Source organism: Microcoleus sp. FACHB-SPT15, from assembly GCF_014849525.1.
Classification (GTDB): Bacteria; Cyanobacteriota; Cyanobacteriia; order Cyanobacteriales; family Coleofasciculaceae; genus Symplocastrum; species Symplocastrum torsivum.
In genome coordinates this window covers 72841-99436 of the sequence record NZ_JACJNU010000007.1, presented here as the reverse complement: position 1 = coordinate 99436, position 26596 = coordinate 72841, and the positions used below count along the sequence as shown (strand labels likewise).

The 26596-nt window shown below is 47.4% G+C and carries 23 protein-coding genes; 12 read left to right on the top strand and 11 right to left on the bottom strand.

The features are described from left to right. Window positions 1-62 precede the first annotated feature (62 nt). Window positions 63-209 carry a CopG family transcriptional regulator gene (locus H6F98_RS02995; RefSeq protein ID WP_192217192.1) on the bottom strand — a complete coding sequence of 49 codons (147 nt, stop codon included), beginning with the start codon at window positions 207-209 and terminating at the stop codon, window positions 63-65. A gap of 61 nt (window positions 210-270) precedes the next feature. Between H6F98_RS02995 and H6F98_RS02990 the strand changes: the two genes are divergently transcribed. Then, a complete protein-coding gene (locus H6F98_RS02990; protein WP_192217191.1) occupies window positions 271-1473 on the top strand; it encodes an RNA-guided endonuclease TnpB family protein in 1203 nt (400 codons plus the stop codon). Here H6F98_RS02990 and H6F98_RS02985 read toward each other — a convergent pair. Continuing rightward, complete coding sequence (locus H6F98_RS02985; RefSeq protein ID WP_192217190.1) at window positions 1406-3406, bottom strand: CHASE2 domain-containing protein; 2001 nt, start codon at window positions 3404-3406, stop codon at window positions 1406-1408. The two genes, H6F98_RS02990 and H6F98_RS02985, sit on opposite strands and share 68 nt — an antisense overlap. Before the next feature lie 463 nt (window positions 3407-3869). Here H6F98_RS02985 and H6F98_RS02980 point away from each other — a divergent pair, with 463 nt between their 5' ends. After that, window positions 3870-5339 carry a folate/biopterin family MFS transporter gene (locus tag H6F98_RS02980; RefSeq protein WP_192217189.1) on the top strand — a complete coding sequence of 490 codons (1470 nt, stop codon included), beginning with the start codon at window positions 3870-3872 and terminating at the stop codon, window positions 5337-5339. A gap of 30 nt (window positions 5340-5369) precedes the next feature. Continuing rightward, entirely contained in the window at window positions 5370-6860 is a 1491-nt protein-coding gene (locus H6F98_RS02975) for a carotenoid oxygenase family protein (RefSeq protein WP_192217188.1), read from the top strand. Between the two features lie 97 nt (window positions 6861-6957). Here the strand turns inward: H6F98_RS02975 and H6F98_RS02970 are convergent, their stop codons facing one another. Both H6F98_RS02970 and H6F98_RS33240 read right to left on the bottom strand, forming a co-directional pair. Next, complete coding sequence (locus tag H6F98_RS02970; RefSeq protein ID WP_192217187.1) at window positions 6958-7185, bottom strand: hypothetical protein; 228 nt, start codon at window positions 7183-7185, stop codon at window positions 6958-6960. A gap of 86 nt (window positions 7186-7271) precedes the next feature. Then, complete coding sequence (locus tag H6F98_RS33240; RefSeq protein WP_192217186.1) at window positions 7272-8204, bottom strand: retroviral-like aspartic protease family protein; 933 nt, start codon at window positions 8202-8204, stop codon at window positions 7272-7274. Between the two features lie 273 nt (window positions 8205-8477). Between H6F98_RS33240 and carA the strand changes: the two genes are divergently transcribed. From carA to H6F98_RS02940, 5 genes are all read left to right on the top strand, one after another. Continuing rightward, entirely contained in the window at window positions 8478-9632 is a 1155-nt protein-coding gene (gene carA, locus H6F98_RS02960) for a glutamine-hydrolyzing carbamoyl-phosphate synthase small subunit (RefSeq protein WP_192217185.1), read from the top strand. Between the two features lie 427 nt (window positions 9633-10059). Beyond that, the gene (locus H6F98_RS02955; protein ID WP_192217318.1) at window positions 10060-10428 is read left to right on the top strand and encodes an STAS domain-containing protein; all 369 of its coding nucleotides are present in this window, start codon (window positions 10060-10062) and stop codon (window positions 10426-10428) included. Between the two features lie 145 nt (window positions 10429-10573). Further along, window positions 10574-11044, top strand: coding sequence for a ribonuclease III domain-containing protein (locus H6F98_RS02950; protein WP_192217184.1), 471 nt, complete (start codon window positions 10574-10576; stop codon window positions 11042-11044). 19 nt (window positions 11045-11063) lie between these two features. Next, window positions 11064-12272 (top strand): 23S rRNA (guanosine(2251)-2'-O)-methyltransferase RlmB, encoded by a 1209-nt coding sequence (gene rlmB, locus H6F98_RS02945; RefSeq protein WP_192217183.1) that lies wholly within the window; start codon window positions 11064-11066, stop codon window positions 12270-12272. Between the two features lie 72 nt (window positions 12273-12344). After that, window positions 12345-12629: a DUF1816 domain-containing protein gene (locus H6F98_RS02940; protein WP_192217182.1), complete on the top strand. Its 285-nt coding sequence runs from the start codon at window positions 12345-12347 to the stop codon at window positions 12627-12629. A gap of 66 nt (window positions 12630-12695) precedes the next feature. Here the strand turns inward: H6F98_RS02940 and H6F98_RS02935 are convergent, their stop codons facing one another. The 3 genes from H6F98_RS02935 to H6F98_RS02925 form a co-directional block, all read right to left on the bottom strand. Then, complete coding sequence (locus H6F98_RS02935) at window positions 12696-13544, bottom strand: alpha/beta fold hydrolase (protein ID WP_192217181.1); 849 nt, start codon at window positions 13542-13544, stop codon at window positions 12696-12698. Between the two features lie 197 nt (window positions 13545-13741). Then, a complete protein-coding gene (locus H6F98_RS02930) occupies window positions 13742-14290 on the bottom strand; it encodes an anti-sigma factor (RefSeq protein ID WP_192217180.1) in 549 nt (182 codons plus the stop codon). Window positions 14291-14398: 108 nt separating this feature from the next. After that, a complete protein-coding gene (locus tag H6F98_RS02925) occupies window positions 14399-15055 on the bottom strand; it encodes a sigma-70 family RNA polymerase sigma factor (protein WP_192217179.1) in 657 nt (218 codons plus the stop codon). Between the two features lie 534 nt (window positions 15056-15589). On the opposite strand from H6F98_RS02925, the gene H6F98_RS02920 reads away from it, so the two are divergent. Together H6F98_RS02920 and H6F98_RS02915 are read left to right on the top strand one after the other, a co-directional pair. Beyond that, window positions 15590-16051, top strand: coding sequence for a response regulator (locus H6F98_RS02920; protein WP_192217178.1), 462 nt, complete (start codon window positions 15590-15592; stop codon window positions 16049-16051). Between the two features lie 35 nt (window positions 16052-16086). After that, window positions 16087-16614, top strand: a complete 528-nt coding sequence (locus H6F98_RS02915; RefSeq protein ID WP_242058308.1) for a L,D-transpeptidase — start codon at window positions 16087-16089, stop codon at window positions 16612-16614. A gap of 53 nt (window positions 16615-16667) precedes the next feature. On the opposite strand, the gene H6F98_RS02910 is transcribed toward H6F98_RS02915, so the two are convergent. Then, window positions 16668-17225, bottom strand: coding sequence for a late competence development ComFB family protein (locus H6F98_RS02910; RefSeq protein ID WP_192217176.1), 558 nt, complete (start codon window positions 17223-17225; stop codon window positions 16668-16670). A gap of 118 nt (window positions 17226-17343) precedes the next feature. Continuing rightward, on the bottom strand, window positions 17344-18276 hold the full coding sequence (locus H6F98_RS02905; RefSeq protein ID WP_192217175.1) for a M23 family metallopeptidase: 933 nt from the start codon (window positions 18274-18276) through the stop codon (window positions 17344-17346). 201 nt (window positions 18277-18477) lie between these two features. Between H6F98_RS02905 and H6F98_RS02900 the strand changes: the two genes are divergently transcribed. Continuing rightward, window positions 18478-20823 carry a cation:proton antiporter gene (locus tag H6F98_RS02900; RefSeq protein ID WP_192217174.1) on the top strand — a complete coding sequence of 782 codons (2346 nt, stop codon included), beginning with the start codon at window positions 18478-18480 and terminating at the stop codon, window positions 20821-20823. A gap of 60 nt (window positions 20824-20883) precedes the next feature. Here H6F98_RS02900 and H6F98_RS02895 read toward each other — a convergent pair whose 3' ends face one another. After that, entirely contained in the window at window positions 20884-21132 is a 249-nt protein-coding gene (locus H6F98_RS02895; RefSeq protein WP_192217173.1) for an Hfq-related RNA-binding protein, read from the bottom strand. A 35-nt stretch (window positions 21133-21167) separates the two neighbouring features. Here H6F98_RS02895 and dapF point away from each other — a divergent pair, with 35 nt between their 5' ends. Further along, entirely contained in the window at window positions 21168-22031 is an 864-nt protein-coding gene (gene dapF / locus H6F98_RS02890; protein ID WP_192217172.1) for a diaminopimelate epimerase, read from the top strand. A 105-nt stretch (window positions 22032-22136) separates the two neighbouring features. On the opposite strand, the gene H6F98_RS02885 is transcribed toward dapF, so the two are convergent. Next, a complete protein-coding gene (locus H6F98_RS02885) occupies window positions 22137-26324 on the bottom strand; it encodes an S-layer family protein (protein ID WP_192217171.1) in 4188 nt (1395 codons plus the stop codon). Window positions 26325-26596: the final 272 nt, after the last annotated feature.

Below are 26596 nucleotides of genomic sequence, written 5' to 3'. Positions count from 1 at the left end.
TTATAAAGAGAATACCTGAAAACCCCGTGTCTTCAGACCGGGGATGAAAGGGCAAGCAGGCTTTAGCCTGCCTTGGAAGATGGTGCGGGAAAACGAGCAATTAAACTTCTAATCAATTCAGATTTGTTCATCCCCCGTCTATCAGCCTCTTCGTTTAACTGCCGCATCTCATAGTCAGTCAGCCTAATATCAAGTCTTTCTGTCTTCATCTGTACACACGCTTGGCTACACGTTTACTATAATAGATTAAGTCATTGAGAGGTCGAATCAGTGTTAGTTCTAGAGTACAAAGTCAAAGCTAAGGCAAATCAGTATAAGGCTATTGACGAAGCAATCCGAACAGTACAATTTGTTCGGAACAAGTCTATCCGTTACTGGATGGATACGCCGAAGGATGCCAAAATCAACCGCTTTGCTTTGAATCGTTACTCAACAGAACTACGCAACGAGTTCCCCTTTGTTAAAGACCTCAACTCAATGGCAGTACAAGCGGCTGCTGAGCGTGGATGGCTTGCAATCTCTCGGTTTTACGAGAATTGTAAATCCAAGAAATCTGGAAAGAAGGGATTCCCCAGGTTCCAGAAAGACAACCGCTCGGTTGAGTACAAGACATCAGGATGGTCACTTCATAAGAGCAAGCGACGAATCACCATCACTGACAAGAAGGGAATTGGTGAACTTAAGCTTCTTGGGAAATGGGACATTCACTCCTATCCGGTCAAGTCAATCAAGCGAGTTCGCTTAGTGCGTCGTGCTGATGGATATTACTGTCAGTTTGTGGTTGATGTTGAGTGCATTGATATTCAGCCTCCAACAGGTAATGAGCTTGGTTTGGATGTGGGTATTGAGTCGTTTTACACTGACTCAAATGGACATCAAGAACCCAATCCTAAATTCTTGAGGAAGGCTGAAGCTGACATCAAACGAGTACAGCGTCAAATATACAAGAAGCAAAAAGGTTCATCAGGTCGCAAGAGAGCAAGAGCCAAGTATTCCAGGAAACACTTAAGGGTAAGTAGGCAACGGAATGAACACGCGAAATCACTAGCGCGAAACGTATGCAGGTCTAACGACCTAGTAGCTTACGAAGACTTAAGGGTAGCGAATATGATTAAGAACCACTGTTTAGCGAAGTCAATTGCTGATGCTAGCTGGTATCAGTTCAGACAGTGGATAGAGCATTTTGCTGCCAAGTTCGGAAGGTTGGCTGTTGCCGTATCCCCCCAGTACACGAGTCAACAATGTAGTCAGTGTAAGGTGATTGTGAAAAACTCCCTTAGCACCAGGACTCATGTTTGCTCGTGTGGATTGATTCTGCACAGGGACTGGAACGCAGCAAAAAACATTTTGCTTAAGGCAACTACCGGAGGGCATCCGGGAAGTCAAGCTAGTGGAGATGGAGCCTCTACTCTACTTGAGGCAACTCTGGTAGAGCAAGTTCTGTCTGTGAAACTAGAATCCCCTCGGCTTTAGCCAGGGGAGTGCCAATCCGTTGTGGTTCCAAAACCCGGTAAACATCTACCATTTGTTGTTTGCCCTTGAGAGCTAATAATCCCCATGGTTCAACCTCAAATTGCTCTTGGAGATGAACCAGGGTTTCGTAGCCGATGAGGATGCGGCAGTTGGTAGGTTGGCGATGTTTTTCACAGCTTTCGAGACGGGCGGCAATATTCACGCTGTCGCCAATTACACCATATTCCAAGCGGTCTTTACCCCCCAAACTGCCAACAACAACGGGTCCTGTGAAAATTCCGATCCGCATCTGAACCACTGGTAAGCCAAGACGTTGCCAATTTTGGTTCATTTTCTCAAGGCGATCGCTAATCCCTAAGGCGCAAGCAACTGCCCCTTTGGCGTCTGCTTCAACTTCTGTCTTGAGAAGGCGAGAGGTGGGTACACCAAACACCGCCATGACACCATCACCTGTAAACTTGTTGACGATTCCTTGATGGTTTAATATTTCCTGGGTGATTACCTCTAAGAGTTCGTTGAGCCACTCTAGCAAGGCTTCAGGAGTCATTTGTTCGGAGATGGTGCTGAAGTCTTTGATGTCAGCAAAGAGCATTGTTGCTGTGAGGCGGATTCCCGGAAGCTTACCCGATTTGAGTAGGCGATCGCGTCCTTGCCAAAGCGCTTGAGCAATTTCCGGTGAGGTGTTCTGCCCCAACAGCTTCATCACAATTTGTTGTTTTTGTTGTGCCTGATAGGATCGGAAGCTGACAACTGTACCCACTGTCAAGACAAATCCTAATGCCGGGGCGGCGAGTGGTATCCATCCAGCACTAGTAAACGAATAGAAGCCGCTACCAAATAACGTACCTAAACATAGAACAAAGCCAATACTCAGCGTCAGGGGGTGACTCGCTATCCGGCCTAATATCCCACCAGTGGTAATCCAGCCGATAATCCATAAGACTTCCTGTGATTCCGACCACGACCAAAATAGCGATCGCTTACCTGTGGCTGCATCAAGGAATTGGCTCACCATCTGAGCGTGAATCAACACTCCCGGCATTTTGTAGCTTTCTTTGAGGCTAGGGCTGTAAGGAGTGATGAACATATCCTTCAGGCTGGGTGCTGTGGAGCCAATAATCACTATTTTGTCTTTCACCCAAATGGGATCGACCTTCCCGGACAATACATCGCTCAATGAGACTTCCCGCACCGCATTTTTAGCGGAACGGTAATTGAGCAAAACTTGGTAGCCCTCTGCTTCTATTGATTGATATCCACCAAAATCTTCCTTGATGGGTACAAAGACTGATGGTCCGAGTTGGATGTGTTCAGAATTGCTCTTGCTACCTTGAGGTTGTATACCTTGCTGTTGCAAGTAGGCAAGCGCAAGACGCAGGGAAAAGGAATAAAGAATACCACCATCACTCTCAGCAAACAAAATATTGCGGCGAACAGCATTATCTGGATCAATCGCTAGGTCATTGAAACCAACTCGCTCAGGAGAAACAACCTTCGGTGCTGGTGTTCCTGCCAGGGTATCGATGTTTTGGATGGCAATTAAGTTCGGTTGCTTGAGTTGGGCAACTAGTTCTTGATGTCCCGGTTCTATTGGAATATTACGATACAGATCTAAACCAATGACTTCTGGTTGCAAGGCTTGTAATTTCCTCAACAGCTTCGCTAAAACTTCGTCAGAGATCGGCCAAGCGTTTTGACGCTGGATATCGTCTTCTGTGATTTCAACGACCAGGATTCGAGGGTCTGGTGCTGTTTCTGGAGACCGTAAGCGCACGAGTTGGTCAAAAGCGACGAGTTCTAAATGCTGAAGTCCACCGAGATGCCTTACTCCTAAAAGACCTGCCGTTACAGTGATTGTTGCGGCTGCAACGACTCGCATACTACTCAGGTCAGGCAAGTAGATACCAATCTTTCGAGCGATGCTGAAGATCATAAATGTTTTAATGTCTCACTAGCCTGATTGACAGCACTGAAGCAAAAACAAGTTTTGAGCGGGCTGGAAAAAGATGGCTCTCTACAAAAGTTTTTGGCAACTCTAATGACAGCAGATAACCCTAATGTTGTTTCTTCACTATTCGCAACTGTGACAACGCTATCAGAGCAAATGCTTGAGGGCTGATGCTAGGGGTTAATCTACCCAGTTGCTCACTCAACAAAAAAGATGTTGGCAAAAACATATACCACATTATTACATCTGAGGTATGGGGGGCAATAACCAGGTAGTGCAGATCGCTCTAAATACTTCTGCTAGTTACTGGGTTACTGTTCCTTAACATTCGTAACGCTCATAGCTCTTGTTGTAGCCTTTCTCCACCAACCTCTGACTTTCTAGCGATTACAACCCCCATAAGGCTGCGTGTATGATTATGAATGGCGACAATTCTTAAAAAAACTACATGATTGTTTCCCCCTCCGGATTGGAGAAAATTAAAGAATCATTTAAAGAGAAAGTATTCTTTGGCAACGAACCAACGACTGAGTTAGTTGCCATCTTAATCGTCTATTTTGTCCAAGGAATCCTTGGCTTAGCACGTCTAGCGGTTAGCTTTTTCCTTAAAGATGAACTTTCCCTCAGTCCAGCCCAAGTCGCTGCCCTAATGGGTATTGCGGCTTTACCGTGGGTGATTAAGCCAGTCTTTGGCTTTCTCTCAGATGGACTGCCCATATTCGGTTACAGACGACGCCCTTACCTGGTTTTATCTGGACTACTGGGGACAGCCGCTTGGCTGAGTCTAGCGACTGTCGTTGATACCGCTTGGGCGGCAACCGGGGCAATTCTCCTGAGTTCTTTGTCTGTTGCCATTAGTGATGTGATTGTAGACTCACTAGTTGTGGAACGAGCGCGGGAAGAATCACTCAGCGACTCTGGTTCTTTGCAATCACTGACTTGGGGTGCTTCAGCCGTTGGCGGCTTAATCACTGCTTACTTGAGTGGTTTACTACTACAACACTTCAGTACTCAAACGGTCTTCGCTATCACCGCAACGTTCCCTCTCTTGGTTTCAGCCGTTGCCTGGTTCATTGCCGAAGAACCCATAAACTCACGCCCCGCTCCCTCCACTGTTTGGAACCAAATCCAACAGTTACGTGGTGCGATTACCCAAAAAGCAATTTGGTTGCCTACCGCCTTCATCTTCCTCTGGCAAGCGACACCATCAGCAGATTCAGCATTTTTCTATTTCACAACCAATGAGTTGGGCTTTGAACCAGAATTTTTAGGGCGTGTGCGCTTAGTGACTAGCCTTGCTTCCCTATGTGGCATTTGGCTGTTTCAGCGCTTTCTGAAGAACATTCCTTTCCGCATTCTCATGGGTTGGACTACGGTAATTTCCTCGCTATTAGGAATGACGGCTCTAATCCTTGTTACCCACACAAATCGGTCTTTGGGCATAGACGACCACTGGTTCAGTTTGGGAGATAGCCTCATCCTCACCGTGATGGGACAAATTGCCTTTATGCCAGTTCTGATACTTTCAGCACGATTGTGTCCTGCGGGGGTAGAAGCGACCTTGTTTGCCCTGTTGATGTCAGTCTGGAACCTTTCAGGGCTTTTATCTCACGAACTGGGAGCCTTACTAACCCACTGGCTGGGTATTACAGAAACAAACTTTGACAAGCTTTGGCTGTTAGTGGTAATTACAAACGCTTCAAGTTTATTACCATTACCATTTTTGGGCTGGCTACCTGCTGCTGACCCACAAATTGAAATTGAATCTGTAGACCCTCGACGGGCAATGCCCCAAGTTGAAGTTTTTGAACATCATGCCCTAGGCTCCCAGGCAGAACAACCCTTCCTGCCTGACTTGGTGCCAGATTTCATGAGGACTCCCGTAGCCTCACAGCCCCTAGAAGAACCTGTTGAATAATTAAGCACTATTCTCACTGATAAAAAAATCATGCAAAACTTACCGATTAAAGAACGTTTTTCGGTACCTGTCTCTTCGGTGCCTTATGAGCGCAATGACTGGAAAAAAGGCTATCTATCGCAGCCGAATGAATATGACTATTGGATTGATGAGGTAGAAGGGGAGATTCCTTCATCGTTACAGGGGACTTTGTTTCGTAATGGGCCTGGATTATTGGAAGTAAATGGTCAGCGTATTCATCATCCCTTTGATGGAGATGGAATGATCTGTGCGATCGCTTTTGATAATGGTCGCGCCCACTTCCGCAATCGCTTTATTCGGACCGAAGGCTACCTTAAAGAACAGCAAGCGGGAAAAATTCTTTATCGAGGCGTTTTTGGTACCCAAAAGCCAGGAGGCTGGCTAGCTAATGCCTTTGACTTCCAACTCAAAAATATTGCCAATACCAATATTATCTACTGGGGGGGCAAACTCCTTGCCTTGTGGGAAGCAGCAGAACCTCACCGCTTAGACCCAAAAACCCTTGGTACGCTAGGGAAAGATCACTTAGACGGTCTTTTGGAAGAGGGGAACGCCTTTGCTGCCCACCCCAGGATTGACCCTAATTGTGAACAAGATGATGGTTCCCCGGTTCTGGTTAACTTTGCGATTAAACCAGGTCTTTCCACGACAATTACCATCTATGAGTTTGACCCACAAGGCAAACTCCTGCACAGTCAAGATCGAAGTGTTCCTGGCTTTGCTTTCATTCACGACTTTGCGATTACGCCAAATTACTGCCTGTTCTTCCAAAATCCCGTTAGCTTCAATCCGATTCCCTTTGCATTGGGGCTTAGGGGTGCGGGGGAGTGCGTGAAGTTTGAGCCGAAAAAGCCTACCCGTATCTTGGTGATTCCCCGTAATTCCAAAGAACCAGTCCAGATTCTAGAGACGCAATCGGGTTTTGTCTTCCACCATGCGAATGCGTTTGAACAAGATGACAAGATTTACATTGACTCAATTTGCTATGAGTCTTTTCCGGAAGTTGAGGCAAATAGCGATTTCCGAGAGGTTGATTTTGATGCGATCGCACCAGGACAACTGTGGCGGTTTACCCTAAACTTGAATGACAAAACTGTACAACGTCGCCTACTAGAAGAGCGTTGCTGCGAGTTTCCCTACGTTCATCCCAACCATGTCGGACACCCCTACCGCTACTTGTTCATGGGGGCTGCTCATAATCCAACCGGGAATGCACCCCTACAAGCACTTCTCAAACTGGATGCAGTAACAGGCGAACAACAACTCTGGAGTGCTGCACCCCAAGGTTATGTCAGTGAGCCTATTTTCGTTCCTCGACCTGATGGCACTGAAGAAGATGACGGTTGGGTGCTTTCATTAGTTTATGATGCTAGCCGCCATCGGTCTGATGTCGTAATTTTAGATGGTCGTGACTTCAATCGAGGACCAGTGGCACGACTCCACCTGAAGCATCACGTCCCTTACGGTCTACATGGTAGCTGGACACCAAACGTGTTTTAGGTGAAGCGATCGCACCTTCGAGGCAGTCTTGATTAGACCCAGTCCCAGTTCTCGCGATGATGGCAGCAAGTACGCAGTACATGGGTCTGGGGGCAACTCACTCAGTGCAAGAAGGCAGGAGGCAGAAGGTAGAAGCAACATTGCTTGTACAGTAAGCCTTATAGCCAATGTCTAACTGGATAGTTATTTCCGCCGCGCTGCACTCAGCAACTTGCAATCGTTTTGGTGTAAGCAGTTGAAGACTGGATTGACCGACTTCCCATTCCAGAGGGCATGGGAACCTCCGTACCTCCGGTTCCCCGAAGCGCCACCCCACCTTAGACACTGCGGTTACTCGCCTCCGGCTTGATATGACCCGCTCGTCTTGAAGGTGGGGACTTTCGCGATACGTTAAGGGCTGATTGGACTAAATCAACGAGGGTGAAATTCAACAACATCTTTTTTAATCCAGACATCATACTTCCCATAGAAGTCTTGACCAAGCAGTCCTAAATCCAGCTCAGAGCCACCAATCGCGACAGGAACATTCGTTTCCACTGCGTCCTCAACGGCAATTGATTGAACTTTACCAATGGGAAACTTTACGGCTTTAGCACTAGCTGTATCCGCTATCACTTCACCCTCTGGCTCAATACCAAGGCTATCAGCCATAGCTTGTGTAATTACAGTACCACTAGCGCCAGTATCGACAATCATCTCAAACCTCTGACCACCATTAAACATCACCTCGATAACTGGTGTTCGACCAGCCCGACGTTTAATTGGAACTGTAATCACCTGCGACTTAGCAGAAGCGGGGATTAAGTTCGTCTTGGGTGTTGGCGTGTTAGTAATTGGCGAGGTGGGGGGAGTCGCTTGCTCAACAACAGTTCGGGGGGCTGTTGCTACTGTAGTTCTTGCCGGAGAATCAGGAAGCGGACGAGTCGCGAGTTGTTGAGCGATACGCAAATTACGTTGATATTCCGAAATTTTCTGCTTAGCGATCGCCTGATAAGAACTAGAAGGGGGCAAGCTGCCCAATAACGCGATCGCTTCTTGCCAGCGACTACTCACCAGTTGCCAATCGCCGGAAGACTCAGCGGATTGACTAATGGTTGCTGCACTGTAGGCAACATCCAATGCCCGTTCATAAGCTTCTTTTGCCGCAAGTGGGGATTGACTTGTCGGTGTCGCTGCTAGTTTGGGCTTAGCCGATGGCTTCGCAACAGGACTTGCAGTTGAAGAGACGGCAACTGGTGATGGTTCATGGGGCTTTGATACAGCCGTGATGCGGCTGCAAGCCACATTGAGCAAGGCTAGGGTACCTGAAAGCAGCACAATTGCCGCACGTTCATGAGAAGACATGCACTTTAAAATTACTCATGAGCTATCTATATTCCAGTTTAAACATACAGACTGAGGTAATACGCTTGCCTTTTAAACTCTCCTCCTTTGAGAGGAGACAGTCGAGTTGTACTACGCGATCGCTGTTATCATCTGCTAACAATTGATGGCTTAAAAACCTGCCAGTCTCCTTAAAGCCATGAGATAATAACACGTCAGTGATTAGTTGTTCCTCATGTCCTTCTATCGACCACCAACAACTAAAAACTAACAACTCACAATTATCAACTGCTTATGCCTGTTTTAGCGGCTTCACCTGCTCTGCTCGTGCTAGCAGATGGAACATCGTACCAAGGCTGGTCTTTCGGTGCTACTGGTACTGCCATTGGAGAAGTAGTGTTTAACACTGCGATGACGGGTTACCAAGAGGTAGCAACCGATCCTAGCTACTGTGGTCAGATTGTCACCTTCACGTATCCCGAATTGGGCAATACGGGTGTTAACCCAGAGGATGAAGAATCCGCACACCCTCAAATCCGGGGTGCGATCGCACGTAACATTGCTCGTCGTCCCAGTAATTGGCGCTCAACACAGTCCTTGCCTGACTACTTCAAGGAACATAACATCCCAGGAATTTACGGGATCGATACTAGAGCCTTAACCATTAAACTTCGATCCTCCGGTGCCATGAACGGTGGCATTTCCACAGACATTCTCGACCCTGCCGAGTTGCTCAAAAAAGTTCAGGCGGCACCCAGCATGGCAGGATTAAATCTGGTTCGGGAAGTCACAACGAAAGAGGTCTATGAGTGGTCTGACCCCACAGCTGACATCTGGGAGTTTCGCCCTGTACTGGATGAGACTCAGGATGAACCCCTGACAGTTGTAGCGATTGATTTTGGCATGAAACGTAACATCCTGCGGCGTTTGGCAAGCTATGGTTGCCGTGTGATTGTGGTTCCTGCCGATACACCACCTGAGCAAATTATCAATTACAACCCTGACGGAATTTTTCTCTCCAATGGCCCAGGCGACCCAGCCGCTGTTAGTGAAGGAATTGCCACGACAAGAGCCTTATTAGAGCGTCAGCAACCCATATTTGGCATTTGCATGGGTCACCAAATTCTCGGTCTTTCCTTGGGTGCGGAAACCTTTAAGCTCAAATTTGGTCACCGGGGTTTAAATCACCCAGCAGGGTTACAGCGGCAGGTAGAAATTACTAGCCAGAATCACGGTTTTGCAATTAATGCTGATACTTTAAATCCTGAAGTAGAAATTACTCACCTCAACCTGAATGACCGTACAGTAGCCGGGTTGCGTCACAAAACGTTGCCCTTCTTCTCGGTGCAGTACCACCCAGAGGCAAGTCCAGGACCTCACGATGCTGACTATCTATTCGAGCAGTTTGTCCAATCAATGCGATCGCGCAAAGCGCACCAGCAAAGCTGATCGCATCGTCAAACCGCAGTTCAAGGGAGCCAAAACTAAAACGGCTTTTATAAAGTGCGACTTAAAGGTAATATAAAGCCTTGCCAAAAACAGCGGGTTACTTTAAAGTAGACGGGAACTTCTCGCTATACTATTGCATACGGTGTTAGAGTACCTCCGAAGAAAGCCTTAAGCTGATTTGGAACGTGTAAAGCGCCGTGTGAGCCTATTTATAACAATAGGCAGATACGGTGGGGCACACCGAAATTTAAGCTTGAGGCTGGGTCGGCAACGACCAAAGGAAACTTCTTAATCTAAAATCTGGATGACAAATCATCTGTTTGCCAGAGGTAAGATCAGCCCAAGAATCCCCGGTTATAGCCTTAGTCTTGTTGCCAAGGGGAATGTCAAAAATAAAAATGTTAGTACGCTACAGTAGGAGGGTGTTATTCCTGAGCCACTAACCCTGACAGTCAGCTTAAGGGGCACTCGCGAAGTCAGGGAAAATTGCCAACTTTTCCGCCTCACTGGATTGTTAGATGCCTTTTCGGAAGCTACATTCCGCAAGGTCGTTAGCAAACATATTGATGATGGCCCAACGAACGTTATTTTGGATCTTTCCAAGATCGACTTTGTCGATAGCTCTGGATTGGGCGCTTTAGTGCAGTTAGTGAAGAAGGCTCAAACAGCTGAGGGAACATTGCAAATTGTAACGAATCCCCGTGTGACTCAAACAGTCAAGCTGGTTCGCCTAGAAAAATTTCTCTCGCTGCAACCTTCTGTTGAAGAAGCCTTGGAAAATGTAAAGGGTAGCTGACAAAACTGTACACAAATGTCAGGGCGGGCTTTCAAGCTCGCCCTTATTCTATCGGGAACCTCAGTGGCTTGTCTTTGAGTCTTATTAATGCCATGAAAAATTCCTGGCAACGCTAAAATTTATAAGGTTGAGGTCGGCAGAGTTTGTGACATCACAGGAGGAAGAGCCTTCAAACATCTTAGAAACTGAATCAGCACTCTCATGGGCGGAAGCTCGGTTTAAGCTCTTGAGTAATGTCGCTGATTCCAACTTTAAAATTCAACAAGTTTCACCAGCGTCTTTGGCGTATCTAGGAGATGCTGTTTATGAACTTTATATCCGAACCTGCTATCTGCTCCCCCCTAAGCGCCTTAATAACTATCATGATCATGTAGTGGATCAAGTCCGAGCAGAGAGTCAAGCCAATACTCTGCGATTAATCACTCCCCACCTCACTGAAGGCGAACTCGAAATCTTGCGGCGCGGACGCAATGCCACGGCAGGAAGCCCTCGACGTCTCGCTCCGGAAATCTATCAGCAAGCAACTAGCTTAGAAACCTTAATTGGATACCTGTACCTGACCAATCCCCAACGTCTAACCCAGTTGTTAGCGCATTTACCACTCGATCCCCATTAAATCATCAACTATTAACAATATGGCTAATCAAAACCGCCGCCCTCACACTCCTGGTAAGCCAAAGCGAGGGAAGCCGATGCATGAGGCGCGTGAAAATCGCAAATTCTCCCGTTCTCAGGACGAAAACACTGACCGCTACAAGCCTCGCTCTACAGGGAAGCCGAAGCCAGGAAAGCCTGTTCGTTCCCAAAACTCAGAGCCGAAGCTTCGCCATTCCTCAGAAGACAAAACTGAGCGACTTGAGCAACGCTATCCGAGGAAGCCGAAACTGGGGAAGCCGAAACTAGGGAAGCCTGTTCACTCTCAGGAGAAGAACAGTAGGACATTCAAACCTCGCAACCCTGTTACCGTGTCCAAGCCGATACGCAAAAACAATCAAGAACCTCAACATTTTAAGCCAACAACAACCGAGCCACCTGTTGCCCCCCAGCAGGAAGAGGATACTGACTTAATCTATGGGCGTCATCCTGTTATTGCGGCACTAGAGAATCAGCGCCAGCTAAACCGGATTTGGATTATTCCCCAACTGCGTTACGATCCCCGCTTTCACTCCTTACTTCTCCAAGCCAAGGCAAATGGTACTGTAATTGATGAAGTAGAACCTCGCCGCCTCAGCCAAATTACAGAGGGCGCTAACCATCAAGGTATTGCCGCTCAAGTTGCTCCATATCCTTACGTGGATTTAGGAGATTTGATTGATAAGGCAAAAGCCACGGCTGAGCAGCCAGTGATATTGGTTTGTGATAGCATCACCGACCCCCACAACTTAGGGGCAATTATTCGCACAGCCGAAGCAATGGGCGCTCAGGGCTTAGTTATCCCCCAACGTCGTGCTGTGGGAGTGACTTCCACCGTCATGAAAGTTGCAGCGGGCGCTCTAGAAACGTTTTCAATCGCACGGGTTGTCAATCTTGGTCGTGCTTTAGAGGAATTGAAAGCGGCTGGCTTTTGGATTTATGGCACAACATCTGGTAGCGGTAAAGTACTACACAGTGTTGAATTTAAAGGTCCAGTAGCATTAGTAGTAGGTTCAGAAGGCAATGGTTTGAGCTTGCTAACCGAACGTGGTTGTGATGAACTAGTCTCAATTCCCCTCCAAGGCAAAACTCCGAGCTTAAATGCCTCGGTTGCTGCCGCTATGGTGTTATACGAAGCTTATCGACAACGTTGGTCAAATTTCTTGTATCTTGGCAGTCTTTCTAAGAATACTTTGAAAAAAGTAACGTGAAGTTGTATAACAAAATGTAAAAATAACGGTATTAAAAGACCGATTAGAATCTTATTATTCCAGGCAAACAGCATGAAAGAAGTGTTGATCAAGATTCTCCAGTTCTTAGGATTGGCTTTTTGGGTTGAAATTATTACGGACAACCCTCGTTGCACCTATTACTTTGGACCTTTCTTCAGTGATAAAGATGCTCAGGTCGCGAAGATTGGGTATGTTGAAGATTTGGAAAATGAAGGCGCTCAAGGCATTGTTGTTAGTGTCAGGCGCTGTAAACCAAGAAAACTAACACTTTTTGATGAATTGGGCGAGCCGAGTGAGCGCGAGAAAATACATTCTCTTAGTAGACAGCCATCATAACTACTCTTCTCATCTCCCAAACTTTCTACTGCCCCAACATCTATTGCTAGCTCTACACCTTCTTGGTTATTTCCCAGCTAACCCGACGACCTGAGGATTATCTTCTATCCAGTGGTCGATATCGCCTAATACCTGATCGGGAATCTCCCAAGGAAATAGGTGAGCTGTATTCGGGTAGCAGTGCCATTGACAATTTTTGAGATGCTGAGCTGTCTCTTGACTTGACTCAACGGTGATGTGTCGGTCAGCTTCTCCTGCCAATACAAGGGAAGGACATTGAATTTGCTCCAACTCTGCAAGTCGGTTATAGCCAGCTTTTAGGGCAGTATTGAGGGCACGAGTGGCAGCTGTAGAGGTTTGTAGATAAGCTGACATGGCTTCGAGGGCAAGGTACTGGTAGGCAGCCGGAGTGTGTTGTTGGATGAGGTAGCGATAAAGCGATCGCTTCCCAAACGTTTCAATATTCCACTGCCAACCAGGTTGTAGTCGGTTCACAATCGAAGCAAGCCCAGTGTAGAAATTATCTTCCCAGCTAATTGGGGGGTGACTTCCTCTGGGTCGAGCCGCTGTAGCCACTAAAATTAAACCTGTAACTCGCTCTGGTAGTCTTAGCGCCAACTCCATCGCAAGAATTCCGCCTAAAGACCAACCTAATATAAGACAACGCTCAACCCGGAAGTTGTCTAGAAGCGCTTCCAAGTCAATCAGGTGGTCGGTCATTTTAAAGTCGAGTTGAGTGCGACTCTTGCCATATCCCCGTAAATCAGGGGCAATAGTCTGGAACCGTTGTGATAGATGTCGGGTAAAAACTGACATACTACTACCTGCACCAGGATGCCCGTGTAAGCAGAGGATGGGGAAACCCTTTCCTTGAACTTGAACGTTGAGATCAGTGGCGTAAGGTTTGGAACTCATATTAAATAGCGGAACCTCTACTGTTTCCTTCACCCTTTGTCTCTAAAACTTGGCTAACCGAACGAGTTGAGCTTAACAACGCGGAAAATCCGCTGGTCTAAGTAGTGAGCATCAGCGGATTTTCGGCTTTTATTAGATCCAGGAGAGCTTTACAGATGTCTCAACTTAGCCAAACACCTGCATCCTATACCTGTGATTTAATTGAGATCATTCTGGTTAGTCTCATGGGGTACTGTGGGTAGATCCAGGGATTGTTCAGGCAATGCTACTGCTGCCTTAGGAATCTCAATCACGGGTCGGTTGATCGCAATCTCTAGCGGTTCTGGAGCCACCTCTTTGTTTAGAGACTGAGCAAGCCGTGGCACCAGTGAATCACTTCCGGGGAGAATTCCTGATAAGGCACCAACAACCATAGCCGCGATCGCAGCACCACCCCACATGACGGTTCGTCGATTCCGGCGATGGTCAATGCGAGAGAAGACTTCCTGTGCCGTATCTTGAGCCGTGGTTTGGGCGGCTGGCACTGGTAGCTTCTGCATACCTTGACGTAGCTTCATCAGGCGGGAGTGCAAACGCTGCATATCCGCGTCGGTTGCTAACAACTCTTGCACCTGTCTACGCTCTGCTGCTGTTACCTCACCGTCTATAAATGCACTAAGTAATTCAAAGCGATCGCGCTGTAGGCTATCCATCTGTTTAGCAGCTTCCTGCCTGGAATGTTTACGAGCGTCAAAATTAGAGGTCATTTCCGTCTACTACCAAGTCATAGCAAGCGCTCAACCAAGGATATTTTATAGATTCCATAATAAACTGACAACTACCTCAGCTTACCGTCCTTAAGAAAGAAACCCAAATTAGGCTTCTAAGTAGGTTTGAAGCTGGGATTGCAGCCTAGATCTGGCTCTGGCAATTCTTGACTTTACGGTACCTAAGGAAACGCCAGTGATTTCAGCAATTTCCTCATAAGCCATGCCTTCTATTTCCCTCAGAACAATTGTTGTCCGAAATACCTCTGGCAAGTCTGAGATGGCTTCACGAAGCTGTTCATAGAACTCCCGTGTTGTCATATCATCGTCAGGATTGGGATTGTCTGAGGCTATTTCCCAGTCCATTTCTCCGTCATCCAGACGACGTGGAGCATCTAGCGAAAGAGGATTGGCGACCCGTTTGCGCTTACGCAGTTCATCATAGAACAAATTCGTAGCAATGCGGCTCAACCAGCCCCGGAACTTGACTGGCTCTTGCAATCGCTTGATGTTGCGGTAAACCCGAATCCAAACTTCTTGCGCCAAGTCAGCTCTATCCTGCCAGTCGGGAGCCAAGTGGTACAAAATCTTATCCACATGGGACTGATATCGACGCAGAAGTTCAGCAAAGGCAGTCCGATCAGGGCGAAGTCCGTCCTGACAGCGCAAAATCAAGTCATAGTTTGAGAGTTTGTCGGGTTGCACCGATACTTGAGGGACTGTTGCCTCAACGGTTGACCAAGTTACAGAAGTCGATTGGTTCATGGATGGAATGGGTGCTAGAACATCCTTCCTCCCAAAGACGCACAACTTTCACATAGAGTTCCCGCATCAATCAGCGACTTTGTAATTGCCTTTTAGATGTGAGTACGCAAGCATTAGCAAGCACAAGGCAACTATCATTTCTTTTATGACAGTCATAGAGCATCCCCCAATCGGGTGAGTTCTACTTAAAAAAGTTACTTGAGCGTAATGAGTAGTAAGGTGAAAAAGACGTTAAACATTCACAATCCTTTATTGGGTAAGGATTACGGCTCAACGACTTTAAAAATTTATTGCTCATTACTCTTAACTCATAACTCTAAAAAAACTGTAAACTCAAAGCGTAACCACTCAGGCGGGATTTATGCCTTTTGCCATTCCAGGCGTACAATAATACCTCTACTCAATGTCGAAGGTCTACGTCGTTGGGAGCTATAACCAGAATTCTCTTCATAAGGCAATTTTTCCGGAAAATTGTCTTTACTATTGGTTAAAAACTGCTTGATTGCCAAATAGCCCAAAGGAGTCAGGACAAGAGTGAGGAATCCTAGAGATCGCATCACCATTCTGCTAGCAGAAGATACGCCTGACGACCAGATCTCGATCAAGCAGGCGCTCGGTGAGAGTCGTCTACGTTACAAGTTGTATATCGTTAAAGATGGTGAGGAGCTGCTGGACTATCTACAGCGTCGCCGCCAGTATAGCGAGTTGGTGAGCGCTCCACACCCTAATCTGATCTTGCTAGATTTGTATCTACCAAAAATTAATGGAATCGAGGCACTACAAATCATTAAAGCTAACCCTAAGCTCCGGCGCATTCCGATTGTCATGCTGACATCCTCATCATCAGAGGAAGACATTCGTCGTAGTTATGAGCTAGGAGCAAGTTCTTACCTAACTAAGCCAAGCACATTTGAATTGCTAGTTGAGGCAATGAATACGCTAGCCGAGTACTGGTTTGATATTGTAGAGTTGCCGCCTGCGAACACTCATGAGTGAATATGGGCATCATAAACTCATTCAAGACAAGCGTGATGCTGCTTTGCTTTGGAGGAGCGGCAGTGTTATTTTCAGCAGCACGACCAGAACCTACGCCAAAGCCTCTGCAAGCTAAACCTAAGCTGAACCAGGTTTCACCAGCCATCCCAATTCTGGGTCATGCGATCGCTTCGCTTCATACTAAAGTCGTTGTTGATTTGAGTGATGCTCGTGCCTACACCTACTGGGGAAAACAACGCCTCTCAAGCTACCCAGTCGCTGTTGGTCAACCCGGTTGGGAGACTCCTACTGGCACCTTTAAAGTGATACAAAAGCAACGCAATCCAGTCTGGCAGCAGCCGATCACGGGTGAACTAATCACTACTGGGCCTGATAATCCTTTAGGCGATCGCTGGATCAGTTTTTGGTCTGATGGACAGCATCAAATAGGGTTCCATGGCACCAACAAAGAGCAACTGATTGGTCAGCCAGTTTCCCACGGCTGCTTGCGGATGCGTAATAGTGATATTCGAGCCTTGTATGAGCAGGTGAGTGAAGGAACACCCGTTGTTGTTCAGAAATAGGAAATAGGATGTTGTTGGTTGTTTGTAGTTTTCCAACCAACAGCTAACGAGTGCTACTCAAGGCTATTGCTTGGAGATTTTGGCTCAAAGCTGGGTGCGTAAACCTGTAGTAAGCTACTCACCTGCTTGAGGACATCACCACCACTGCTTTTCCCGATCGCTTGACGTTCAGAGCCAAAATTGGGTCGATCCAAGTTACGGGAGATCGCATTACCGACTTGTTGAGTAATCAACTCATGAAGTTCCTCATTTGCTCGCTGACGCTGGTATTTTGCACCTTCTTCGGTTGTGGCATATAGAGGTGGCAGTCGGTTCAGCGCGTAGGCGGCAATATCGCCGACATCCAAGACGCGATCGCTTGTCGCTTCAATTTCAGCGACTCGTGCGATCGCTTCTGTTAGCACCAACTCCTCCATCACATTAATAAACTGCTTGCGGGGCACTGCAACCACTTCACCCGTTAGAAGTGCCCCCATCAGCCGATCCAACGCCATGTACTCTTCAATGGAAAGCTCCGAGGCTGTGTCACAAATACGCCCCACCTCTGTTTCCATTACTGGGGTCAAGTAACCATCTTGTAGAGCTTGTTCTACGATTTTTTCAATACTCATGATGTTGGAGTGTGCTTCCCTTTTTCAGCGAGGAAGAGGAAACCTGCCATAAGTTTTCTTCAAATGAACACAAGATCCGCGTCATCGTTGAAAATTTCAGCAAAACTTAAAACAAGTTTTACTCAAATCCCTCAAATCGCCAAGGTACTGGGTCAACAGAAAGACCGTGAACATACAGACCCCAGTGTAAGTGCGGACCCGTAGAAGCACCCGTAGAACCAATAGCACCGATTTTTTGACCCGCTTGCACCATTTCCCCTTCTCGGACATCAATGCGGCTCAGGTGCAACATGATACTAGTAACGCCTTGACCGTGGTCAATTCCCACGGTGTTGCCATGCACCCGGAAGCCTTCAGAGACTCTTCCGACCAAGGCGACTCGACCCGCAGCAGGGGCAACCACTGGTGAACCCATGCCTCCTGCGTAGTCTACACCACGATGGTAGTAATCTTTAGCAAATACACCGTTGTAATAGCGGCGGATTCCGTAACCGGACGAGATTGCACCACTATTGGGTTTCAAGAACGGCCCTTTCCAATATTTCTCTGGTGTCTCCAGTTGTTTGAAAGCGGCTACCCGATCCAATTCCTGCTGTGTAGCAGACTGTCCGGCTGCTCCGGAAAGCCGGATACGTTGTGTTGGAAACGAGCGATTTCGCAGCGGTACTGACAATTTTTTGACCTCACCCCCTCCTTCAACCTGAATTTGCAGCGTTCCTGGTTGATCAAGAGGTGTAGTTGGCAATAACGCCCGGAAGTTACCTGAATTTGTGCTAAAAGTTGGATAAGTTTTCCCACTCATTTTCACCATGGGAGTGCTGTTCAAGGTCGAGCTTTGTTGAACGACCACGGATAATGTATCACCCAACTGAGGGTTAGTCGGTGATAGGCTCACTTGCACCGCTTGTACTGGCACCGCTACTGCAACGATCGCAATAATGATGCCAAGAGTCAGGCTGGTTCGTAACCAATTAGTGCGTTGGCGTCGAACCCACAAACTAGCATTGGCAAGCCAGCTTCGGCGGGAGCGTGATGGAGACGAAGTAGGCATTGAAGGCACAGTCAATAATCCTCTATCTGTTTGTTGACAACGGTTTAGCTACTAATAGCGGATAGACTATCATCTCGCACGAACTGTTTCCAACGCTTCCCGTTGAATTTTTGCTCTAAGCTGACCCAGAGTAACAGAGGAGCATTAAAACTTTGTATTCTATAGGTTAATAGAGCTTAATACTTTTCTCAGATAAAACAGGTGCAAGAAGACTTCCGACTAATCGTTGACTTTGTGTCTGTTCTCGCCGCCGCCGCCGTCGGTGGACTCTTGGCATCTCTTTGCCGTCAACCTGCATTGTTGGGCTATCTCTTGGGAGGCATGATTGTTGGTCCCGCAGGTCTTGGTCTAATTAAAGAACTGGTTCAGATAGAAACCCTGGCACAGCTTGGGGTAGCTTTTTTGTTATTTGCCCTAGGCGTTGAGTTTTCCTTTGCAGAACTCAAAAAAGTCCAGGCGATCGCATTAGGAGGTGGTGGACTACAAATTGCTTTGACTATCCTGGTGACAACTTTGGTGTCTCTAGTTATGGGATGGGTGAGTTCACCCCCACAGGGAGTTTTCCTCGGAGCAATTTTGTCCTTGTCCTCGACAGCGGTTGTCCTCAAGTGCTTGATGGAGCGTAATGAAGCCGGAACTCCGCACGGACAAGTGATGCTGGGGATTCTAGTAGTACAGGATTTGGCACTGGGATTGATGCTTGCCGTACTACCAGCACTCGATCAACCACCGGAAGCACTCGGAATAGCGGTGGGACTTGCTTTATTAAAAATTGGCTTATTTGCCGCTGGGGCGGTGGCTGTTGGCATTTGGTTAATTCCACCTCTGCTGCGACACTTAGCTCGTACAGAGAGTCGAGAGCTATTTTTGCTTGGTGTCGTTACCCTCTGTATGGCGATCGCATTACTAACGGATAAGTTAGGGCTTTCGATTGAAATGGGAGCCTTTGTCGCGGGGTTGATGATTTCAGAGGTGGAATACGCCGACCAAACTCTGGCTTATGTAGAACCGCTGCGGGATGTATTTGCCGCTCTATTTTTTGCCGCAATTGGGATGCTGATTGACCCGATTTTCCTGTGGAACAACCTGGAATTGATTCTGGGATTGGTTTTACTGGTATTTGTCGGCAAGTTTTTGATTATCACACCGTTGGTCAAAGTCTTCCGCTATCCCTTGAAGACAGCAATAATTGCTGGTTTAGGATTAGCTCAGATTGGGGAGTTTTCGTTTGTCCTGGCTAGTGAAGGGCAATCTTTGGGACTTGTTTCCCGACGGGTTTATCTCTTGATTTTGGGGACAACAGCGGTAACGCTAGTGGTTACGCCGTTTGTAATGCAGCTAGTTCCAAAACTTTTTACCTGGATTGAGGGCTGGGAAGGGCTGAAGCGCTATCTCGACACAACAGATATCCCGCAAGAAGTGTCGGGGGATTTGCCGATACAAGATCATGTTGTGGTTTGCGGCTATGGTCAAGTTGGACGTAATGTTGTGCGGCTGTTACAGGAGCATCACTATCCAGTTGTGGTAATTGATCAGTCGGAAAGTAGCATCCAAAAGTTAAGAGAAGCGGGTATACCTTATGTGTATGGCAATGCGGCGAGTTTACATGTGTTAGAAACGGCTGGGGTAGATAAGGCAAAAGGGATAGCAATCACCTTGCCTGACCCGATGAGTAGCCGACTCTGCTTGAAACGGGCATTAGAGCTAGACCCTGATTTGGATATTGTTGTTCGTGCTAACAATGACCGGGACATTGAATTGTTCTATCAACTGGGAGCCAAAGAGGTAGTGCAACCAGAGTTTGAGGCGAGTTTGGAATTGGCAACCCATCTACTCGGCGGTATGGGTTTATTCGTACCCCTCATTCAACGAGAAATGCAGCAAATTCGCGATTCTCATTACCTGGACTTACGCACCTCTCAAACTTCATCTCAGATTGCACGCGAACTAAAGTTGGCAGCGCAGGAAATGAACAGCAAGTGGTACAACTTGCCAGATGATTCACCGCTGACTGGCATGACGCTAAAAGAAGCGAATACTCGCCAATTGACAGGTGTGAGTTTGGTCGCGATTCGTCGTACTGGAGGTGAGGAAATTGACTATCCTAACGAACAAACTCGGTTGAAAAAAGGCGATCGCCTATTAGTAGTAGGAGAACCTGAGGAAATTGCGGCGTTTAATGAACTCGCAAAAGGGGGAGTGGCAGTCCCAGGAGCCAGTACACCTGTACAGTGGGTGCAAGTGCCCCCAGGAAGTCCTGCCGTTGGAAAAGCGCTTTGGGAGCTACATTTCCGGCGGCAATACGGCGTTTCTGTCCAAGCAATTCGTCGGGAAGGAAAGTTTATTGCCTTTCCCGATGGGGGCGCGGATGTGCATTCTGGCGACCACTTGCTCTTATGCGGTGGTAGTTATCCACTCAAGCAATTACGGCAGTGGATTGTCCAGGGAACTGAGATACCTGTGCTATCACTTCCGGTAATCAAGGCACCTGTGAGCGAAGCTTTGCAAGAGTTTCTCCCTTTGGATAGTCAACGAGCTAGCGATTAGCCTCAGAAAACTAGCCACCGTTAGAAAGCTGACCACTGATAGCTGATAGCTCTATATTAGTTACTCAATTGTTTGTAGAGCGCGGCTCCCATAGTCCCCATTTTGTGGCTTGATATAAGCAATGGCATGACGCCAAACAACCATTGGCTGACCATCGGACGAGTTGAGACAGATACAGTGCTGATCTTGCCAACGAATCTGACCGAGTAGCACATCTTGGGTAAGAAGTTTGATCTCTACCTCTTGTCCCTCTTTTATGAAGCCTTGAATTTGACGAAAGCTGGGTAGACCCGGATCGAATTCAGCCATGCAGCAAATCCTTAAGTAAGTGGAGGTATATATCTATGGAAATCGAATTTACAAAGTACCACGGTCTGGGTAATGACTTCATTCTGATTGATAATCGCGTCACTACCGAACCCGTTATTACATCAGAGCAAGCGATAAAATTATGCGATCGCCATTTTGGTATTGGTGCTGATGGTGTCATCTTCGCCCTACCAGGACAAGACGGCACGGACTACACAATGCGGATTTTTAACTCCGATGGCTCTGAGCCAGAAATGTGTGGTAATGGCATTCGCTGTTTAGCGCAGTTTCTCTCGGATTTAGAGAGGGCTGATGCCAAAACTCATGGCACCTCTGATGCGCCAAAGGAACAATATCATATTCATACCCTAGGGGGGGTGATGACGCTCAAACTCGAAAGCAATGGTAGAGTTAGGGTCGATATGGGGCTACCCCAACTGAGTGCTGCCGAAATTCCCACAACTTTAGCGGCGGCTGAACACAAGGTTATCAATACCCCAATTGAAGCAGCAGGGCAATCCTGGCAAGTTACCTGTGTCAGTATGGGTAATCCTCACTGCATTACCTTTGTTGAGGATGTTGCCGCTATTCCTTTAGAAGCGATTGGCCCCCAGTTTGAGCATCATTCAGCTTTTCCCCAGCGGACAAATACGGAATTTATTCAAGTGGTACGCCCAGATTACTTGAAGATGCGGGTTTGGGAGCGGGGTGCTGGGATAACGCTGGCTTGTGGTACGGGAGCATGTGCTTCTGTCGTGGCGGGTGTATTGACGGGAAAAAGCGATCGCATTTGTACTGTCGAACTTCCTGGTGGCTGTCTAGAAATTGAATGGTCAGAACAAGACCAACGAGTATATATGACAGGACCCGCAGAAAAAGTATTTATTGGCAAGCTATAATTTTGCAGCTCTAGCCCTACTAATGAAGTAGAGACGTAATCAATTGCGTCTCTACTAGTGACTCCGCGTGAGAAGCTTCTCACCGGAGGTGTGTTTTACCTAACTCTAGGGCAATTCTGTTTCAATCACTAACTCAGGAATCGAGTCGCAATTCTCATCCAGTCGGGCAATTTCCTCATTTGTCCCACTCGGCTGTCTTAGTGGTTCTTCAACCTCTAAGGATACTTCCGGTATAGGACACGCGAGTTGTAGTCGTTCTGGAGCCTCTTCCTGTGGAGGCTGAGGAGCGACAATCACTGTCTTAGGTGGCACAACGGGCGGCACAACGGGTGGCACAACGGGCGGCACAACGGGTGGCACAACGGGTGGCACAACGGGTGGCACAACGGGTAGTACGACGGGTGGTACGACGGGTGGTTCAACTGGTGGCACAACGGGTGGTTCAACTGGTGGTTGAGCAATCACAGGAACTGCGTTTTCAATGTTGAAGACACCGTTTGTTCCAGTAGCCTGATTCGCTGCTAAATTTACCTGAAAGGGGCTGGTGTACTGCGAGTAATCAAGGGTATCAAAGCCGAGACTACCATCAATGATGCCGTCGAAGTTAGCCCCATCGTTGAAGGCATAGGTATCATCGGCTGTTCCACCCGTGATGTTCTCAACTGAGCTAAAGGAAGTAGCATTATTGAGCGTACCAGCGCGAGAGCCAGTTATCCTCCAGCTATTGCTACTATTTGCTCCAACAAGGGCATCTGCACCTTCCCCACCATCAACTTGACTAACTGTACCGCCGCCGATGAGATTGAATGTATCGTTGACACTGCCACCTCTGAGATTTTGGAAATTTGTGAAGTTGAGTGTGCCATTCACTGTCCCAGCATTAGTGCCAGTGACATTCCAGGTGTTAGCCGTGTTGGCACCAACCAGAGTACTCGACGCGGCTGTTGTCCCAACTACAGCTTCAACATTAGCCACTCTTGCTAAGTCCACAGTCAAGGCACTAGTGTAAGCCGAGTAGTCAAGAGTGTCAGTTCCAGCACGACCATCAATCACACCAGTCGTTGCTGCACCATCCGCGAAGACGAAAGTGTCGTTTAGAGTTCCCCCTACTAAGTTTCCGAAGCTCGTGAAGCTAAGTGTGTCATTCACTGTACCAGCATCAGTACCCGTGACATCCCAGGTATTCGTTGTGTTAGCACCAATCAGAGTACTTGAAGCTGCCGTTGTCCCAAGCACACTTTCGATGTTTGTGACTGTTCCTAAGTCCACAACTAATGGACTAGTGTAAGCTGTGTAATCAAGAGTGTCGGTACCAGCATTACCATTGATCGTGCCACTGATTGTTGCACCATCAGCGAAGACGAAAGTATCGTCCAGAGTTCCGCCTACTAAGTTTTCAATATTTTCAAAGGTCAAGCCATTGGGATAACCGCTAAGAGTTCCTTGATCAGTACCTGTGATGTTCCAGGTGTTCGTCGTGTTGGCGGCGACTAAGGTTGACCCACCTGCAACTCTTACAGGGTCTTGGAATGTTGCTGTATCGTCAAGAGTAACGATACCAGTGCCATCTTCTCTGCCGATAATAATCGTGCTAAACCCATCTTTGAGCATAGCCAGCTCTTGATTGCTGAGATTTAAGCCAGCGTCCTCAGTCGTACCACCTATTGTGATGTTTGTCCCTACTGTATAGGGCTGTATCCGCAGTGTGCTGCCACCAGACATTCCTGTTGTTGCCTCGTCTCCAGAGATCCCAAACTCGTCCGTTGTAAGGGTAATTGTGCTATCAGGGTGTGAACTTGCATCAATTGACGTTTTGGGACTATCAAGGCGAATACCCTCATTCCCTGTCCCGCTACCAGTGCTAACCCCTGTCAGGTAGATGTCTGAATTGGCATTTCCGCCATCGCCGTAGGTTTGGATACGGGTTCTCGTTGTAATAATTCCATAGTTGTTGTCTGTGCCACCAAGGGCGTAGCCTTCCATGATGACATCACCATCTTCAATTGTCCTGATGATGGTCGCGCCATTGTAGCTCTTGATGCCAGCGTTGTCGGAGCCAGTTGCGTAGCTGGTTCCGATTAGGCGCATATCTCCGTCTACTGAATAGATTCGACCGCTTTGGATGATGATGCCTGCGTTGTTGTTGGTTCCATAGGTTGTACCGTTTAAGGTCAGTTCGCCCTGTTGACCAGCACCTACATTACCGCCAGTAAGCGAGATACCCGCGTTATCTGTACCAGTCCCATTGCTAACACCTGTGAGTGTGGTATTTCCTTTAGACGCATCAATGGTACCCTGAACCTCGATTCCTACGGCAAAATTACCATTACCACTGGTGCCGTTTAGGGTAATATTTCCGCCTTGTTGACCCGCCAAAATAAAGGTGTCACGTCCCAGGAAAATCCCATCACCACCGAAGTCCCCACCTTGACCTGTGATGTTGATATCACCACCAACCTCAAATCCAGTACCAGAACGGATTCTTGTTCCCCCAGATATGATTTCCTCATTCTCGTCTCTCACAACTGTGCCAGTTTCCAGACGGACTTCACCAACGTTGTTACCACCTACAGCGGTGCGATCGCCATGATTAATTGTTACTGCACCGCCACTTGTCAAAATTTGTGAGTTGCTACCCATGACAAACTGGGCATCACCGCCCTCTCGTTGGGCAGCTACGGCATTGGGGTCATTAATTAGGGCGCTAAAGTCGCCGCCATCTAAGCTAACAACAACCTCCGGATTAAGAGTAATACTACGTCCGGCTTGTAAGGTTAGAGAGTTGGCTGTTGTGCTGGTAATGTTATCCGCAATGACAATATCGTTATTAGCTTGTAAGGTCAGTGCATTGAGAGCCAGTAGAGCTGTAACAGTGGCAGGAGTCAGGTGGGAGTTGAGGTTAGGGTCTTCAGCGAAGGCATAAGTAGCATCAGCAAACTGTGGATCATTAACTGCAAATGTTGTAAAGCCTGGTGGAGCAACCTCAGAGATTGTAATATTTTTCGGATCGAGAAGTAGGTCGCCTCGCTCCCCGTTGAGGGCACTTGTATCTACTATGCCGATTTCACTAAAGTTAAGCGTTCCTTTACCCGATACTTCGACAGAACCTCCGTTTCCAGAAATTGCACCACCACGGGCGCTGATGTTACCCGCAAAACTCGTTGTATTGTCAGACCAGACAACGACTTGTCCACCAGTGCCTGTTTCCAGGGCATCTGCATTGATTACAGAGTCTTGACTAACAATAGTTTGCTGGGCAGTTGGGACTGTTCCTTGTCCTTGGAAGTCCCCACCAATCAACACTCTGCCACCGCCATTCGTACCGGAGGCGTTGACATTAGCACTAATCAGACCAACCTTCTCTCCCAAAACATTGACGTTACCACCAGTTGAGGCAGTGTTGGAAACATCAAGCGTGCCAGAGGCAATGGCTGTTCCGGCTTGGTTGGGAATAACAACACCAGAGGCAGTTTGCACTGTATTGTTGGCATTCACTGTTAAACCTGTCTCAACATTGCTGCCTGTCAGTAATTCTGGCAACGTTAGTGCTGTCAATGACTGGTTATCTGTGGGCAGTTCTACCTCTAAACTGAGAATCTGTCCTTCTGGGCTAAAGCGTACCAAATTAGTTCCTGGTACTGCGGCTACCGTAATATTGCCGCCTGGAGCTTTGATTGTGCCAGTATTGACGACAGTTCCACCAACGAGAGAAACACTCTGTCCTTCTATGACACTTAAGTTGCCAGCATTAACAATCGCTCCTGGCTGCAATGTCTCAAACCGGAAGGCATTAGGAGTGGCATTTAAGCTGCTGTAGTCGGTAGTATTGGCATTAAACCACCCGCCATCAAAACCAATCCCTGTTGCCGTGGTAGCGGTGAAAGCAGCAGGAACATTTAGACTCGCATTTTGACCAAACACAATCCCGGCAGGATTCATTAAGAAGAGATTAGAATTGCCCCCAGTTACTTGAATCAAACCATCAATGACTGAGGCATTACCTCCCACAACCCGCCCTAAAATGTTGCGAATCTCAGGATTAGACATAAAGTTGGCAATCTGACCTTGGGTAAGTCCAAATTGCTCAAAGCTGTGGAATAAATTCGTCCCATCTCCTGAGAGAGTTCCTCCGCCGATGTTAAAGCGGTTACCATCAGGGGTAACATTCGTACCCGTGCCATCAGGAGCTTCGGTGATTGGTTGTGCCTGAAGCGGTTTAACCCCAAATACTCCCATCGGAAAAAGAACTAAAGGAGTCGCAAGGAGTGTTATCAGGAGTCTCAAAGATTTCATAGCAGCCGTTTGCATTCAATAGGACGGGGGCAAGTTCTCTAATATGAGTTAGCGCTTAAGAATTTACTTATAGTTGTTGAATTCAATTCAACAAAGCTCTAACCTTAGTAAATGCACAGCTACTGCTTTTGTCCAACCATTAGCACTGCATACAGTGCTAATGGGATAAGGACTTTCAGTTTTCTACTTAGCTATTCTTATTATTAGAATTTTCTAACTATCAACGTCCAGTTTTCAGGCTGTTTCTTTATTGAGTCTTAATGCTTTTATAA

Coding starts and splice junctions, on each gene's coding strand:
- dapF (WP_192217172.1), top strand. CDS start 21,168: ATGGAAATCGAATTTACAAAGTACCACGGTCTGGGTAATGACTTCATT.
- H6F98_RS02895 (WP_192217173.1), bottom strand. CDS start 21,132: ATGGCTGAATTCGATCCGGGTCTACCCAGCTTTCGTCAAATTCAAGGC.
- H6F98_RS02980 (WP_192217189.1), top strand. CDS start 3,870: ATGATTGTTTCCCCCTCCGGATTGGAGAAAATTAAAGAATCATTTAAA.
- H6F98_RS02930 (WP_192217180.1), bottom strand. CDS start 14,290: ATGACCTCTAATTTTGACGCTCGTAAACATTCCAGGCAGGAAGCTGCT.
- H6F98_RS02935 (WP_192217181.1), bottom strand. CDS start 13,544: ATGAGTTCCAAACCTTACGCCACTGATCTCAACGTTCAAGTTCAAGGA.
- rlmB (WP_192217183.1), top strand. CDS start 11,064: ATGGCTAATCAAAACCGCCGCCCTCACACTCCTGGTAAGCCAAAGCGA.
- carA (WP_192217185.1), top strand. CDS start 8,478: ATGCCTGTTTTAGCGGCTTCACCTGCTCTGCTCGTGCTAGCAGATGGA.
- H6F98_RS02975 (WP_192217188.1), top strand. CDS start 5,370: ATGCAAAACTTACCGATTAAAGAACGTTTTTCGGTACCTGTCTCTTCG.
- H6F98_RS02940 (WP_192217182.1), top strand. CDS start 12,345: ATGAAAGAAGTGTTGATCAAGATTCTCCAGTTCTTAGGATTGGCTTTT.
- H6F98_RS33240 (WP_192217186.1), bottom strand. CDS start 8,204: ATGTCTTCTCATGAACGTGCGGCAATTGTGCTGCTTTCAGGTACCCTA.
- H6F98_RS02925 (WP_192217179.1), bottom strand. CDS start 15,055: ATGAACCAATCGACTTCTGTAACTTGGTCAACCGTTGAGGCAACAGTC.
- H6F98_RS02905 (WP_192217175.1), bottom strand. CDS start 18,276: ATGCCTACTTCGTCTCCATCACGCTCCCGCCGAAGCTGGCTTGCCAAT.
- H6F98_RS02885 (WP_192217171.1), bottom strand. CDS start 26,324: ATGAAATCTTTGAGACTCCTGATAACACTCCTTGCGACTCCTTTAGTT.
- H6F98_RS02910 (WP_192217176.1), bottom strand. CDS start 17,225: ATGAGTATTGAAAAAATCGTAGAACAAGCTCTACAAGATGGTTACTTG.
- H6F98_RS02915 (WP_242058308.1), top strand. CDS start 16,087: ATGCTGCTTTGCTTTGGAGGAGCGGCAGTGTTATTTTCAGCAGCACGA.
- H6F98_RS02995 (WP_192217192.1), bottom strand. CDS start 209: ATGAAGACAGAAAGACTTGATATTAGGCTGACTGACTATGAGATGCGG.
- H6F98_RS02985 (WP_192217190.1), bottom strand. CDS start 3,406: ATGATCTTCAGCATCGCTCGAAAGATTGGTATCTACTTGCCTGACCTG.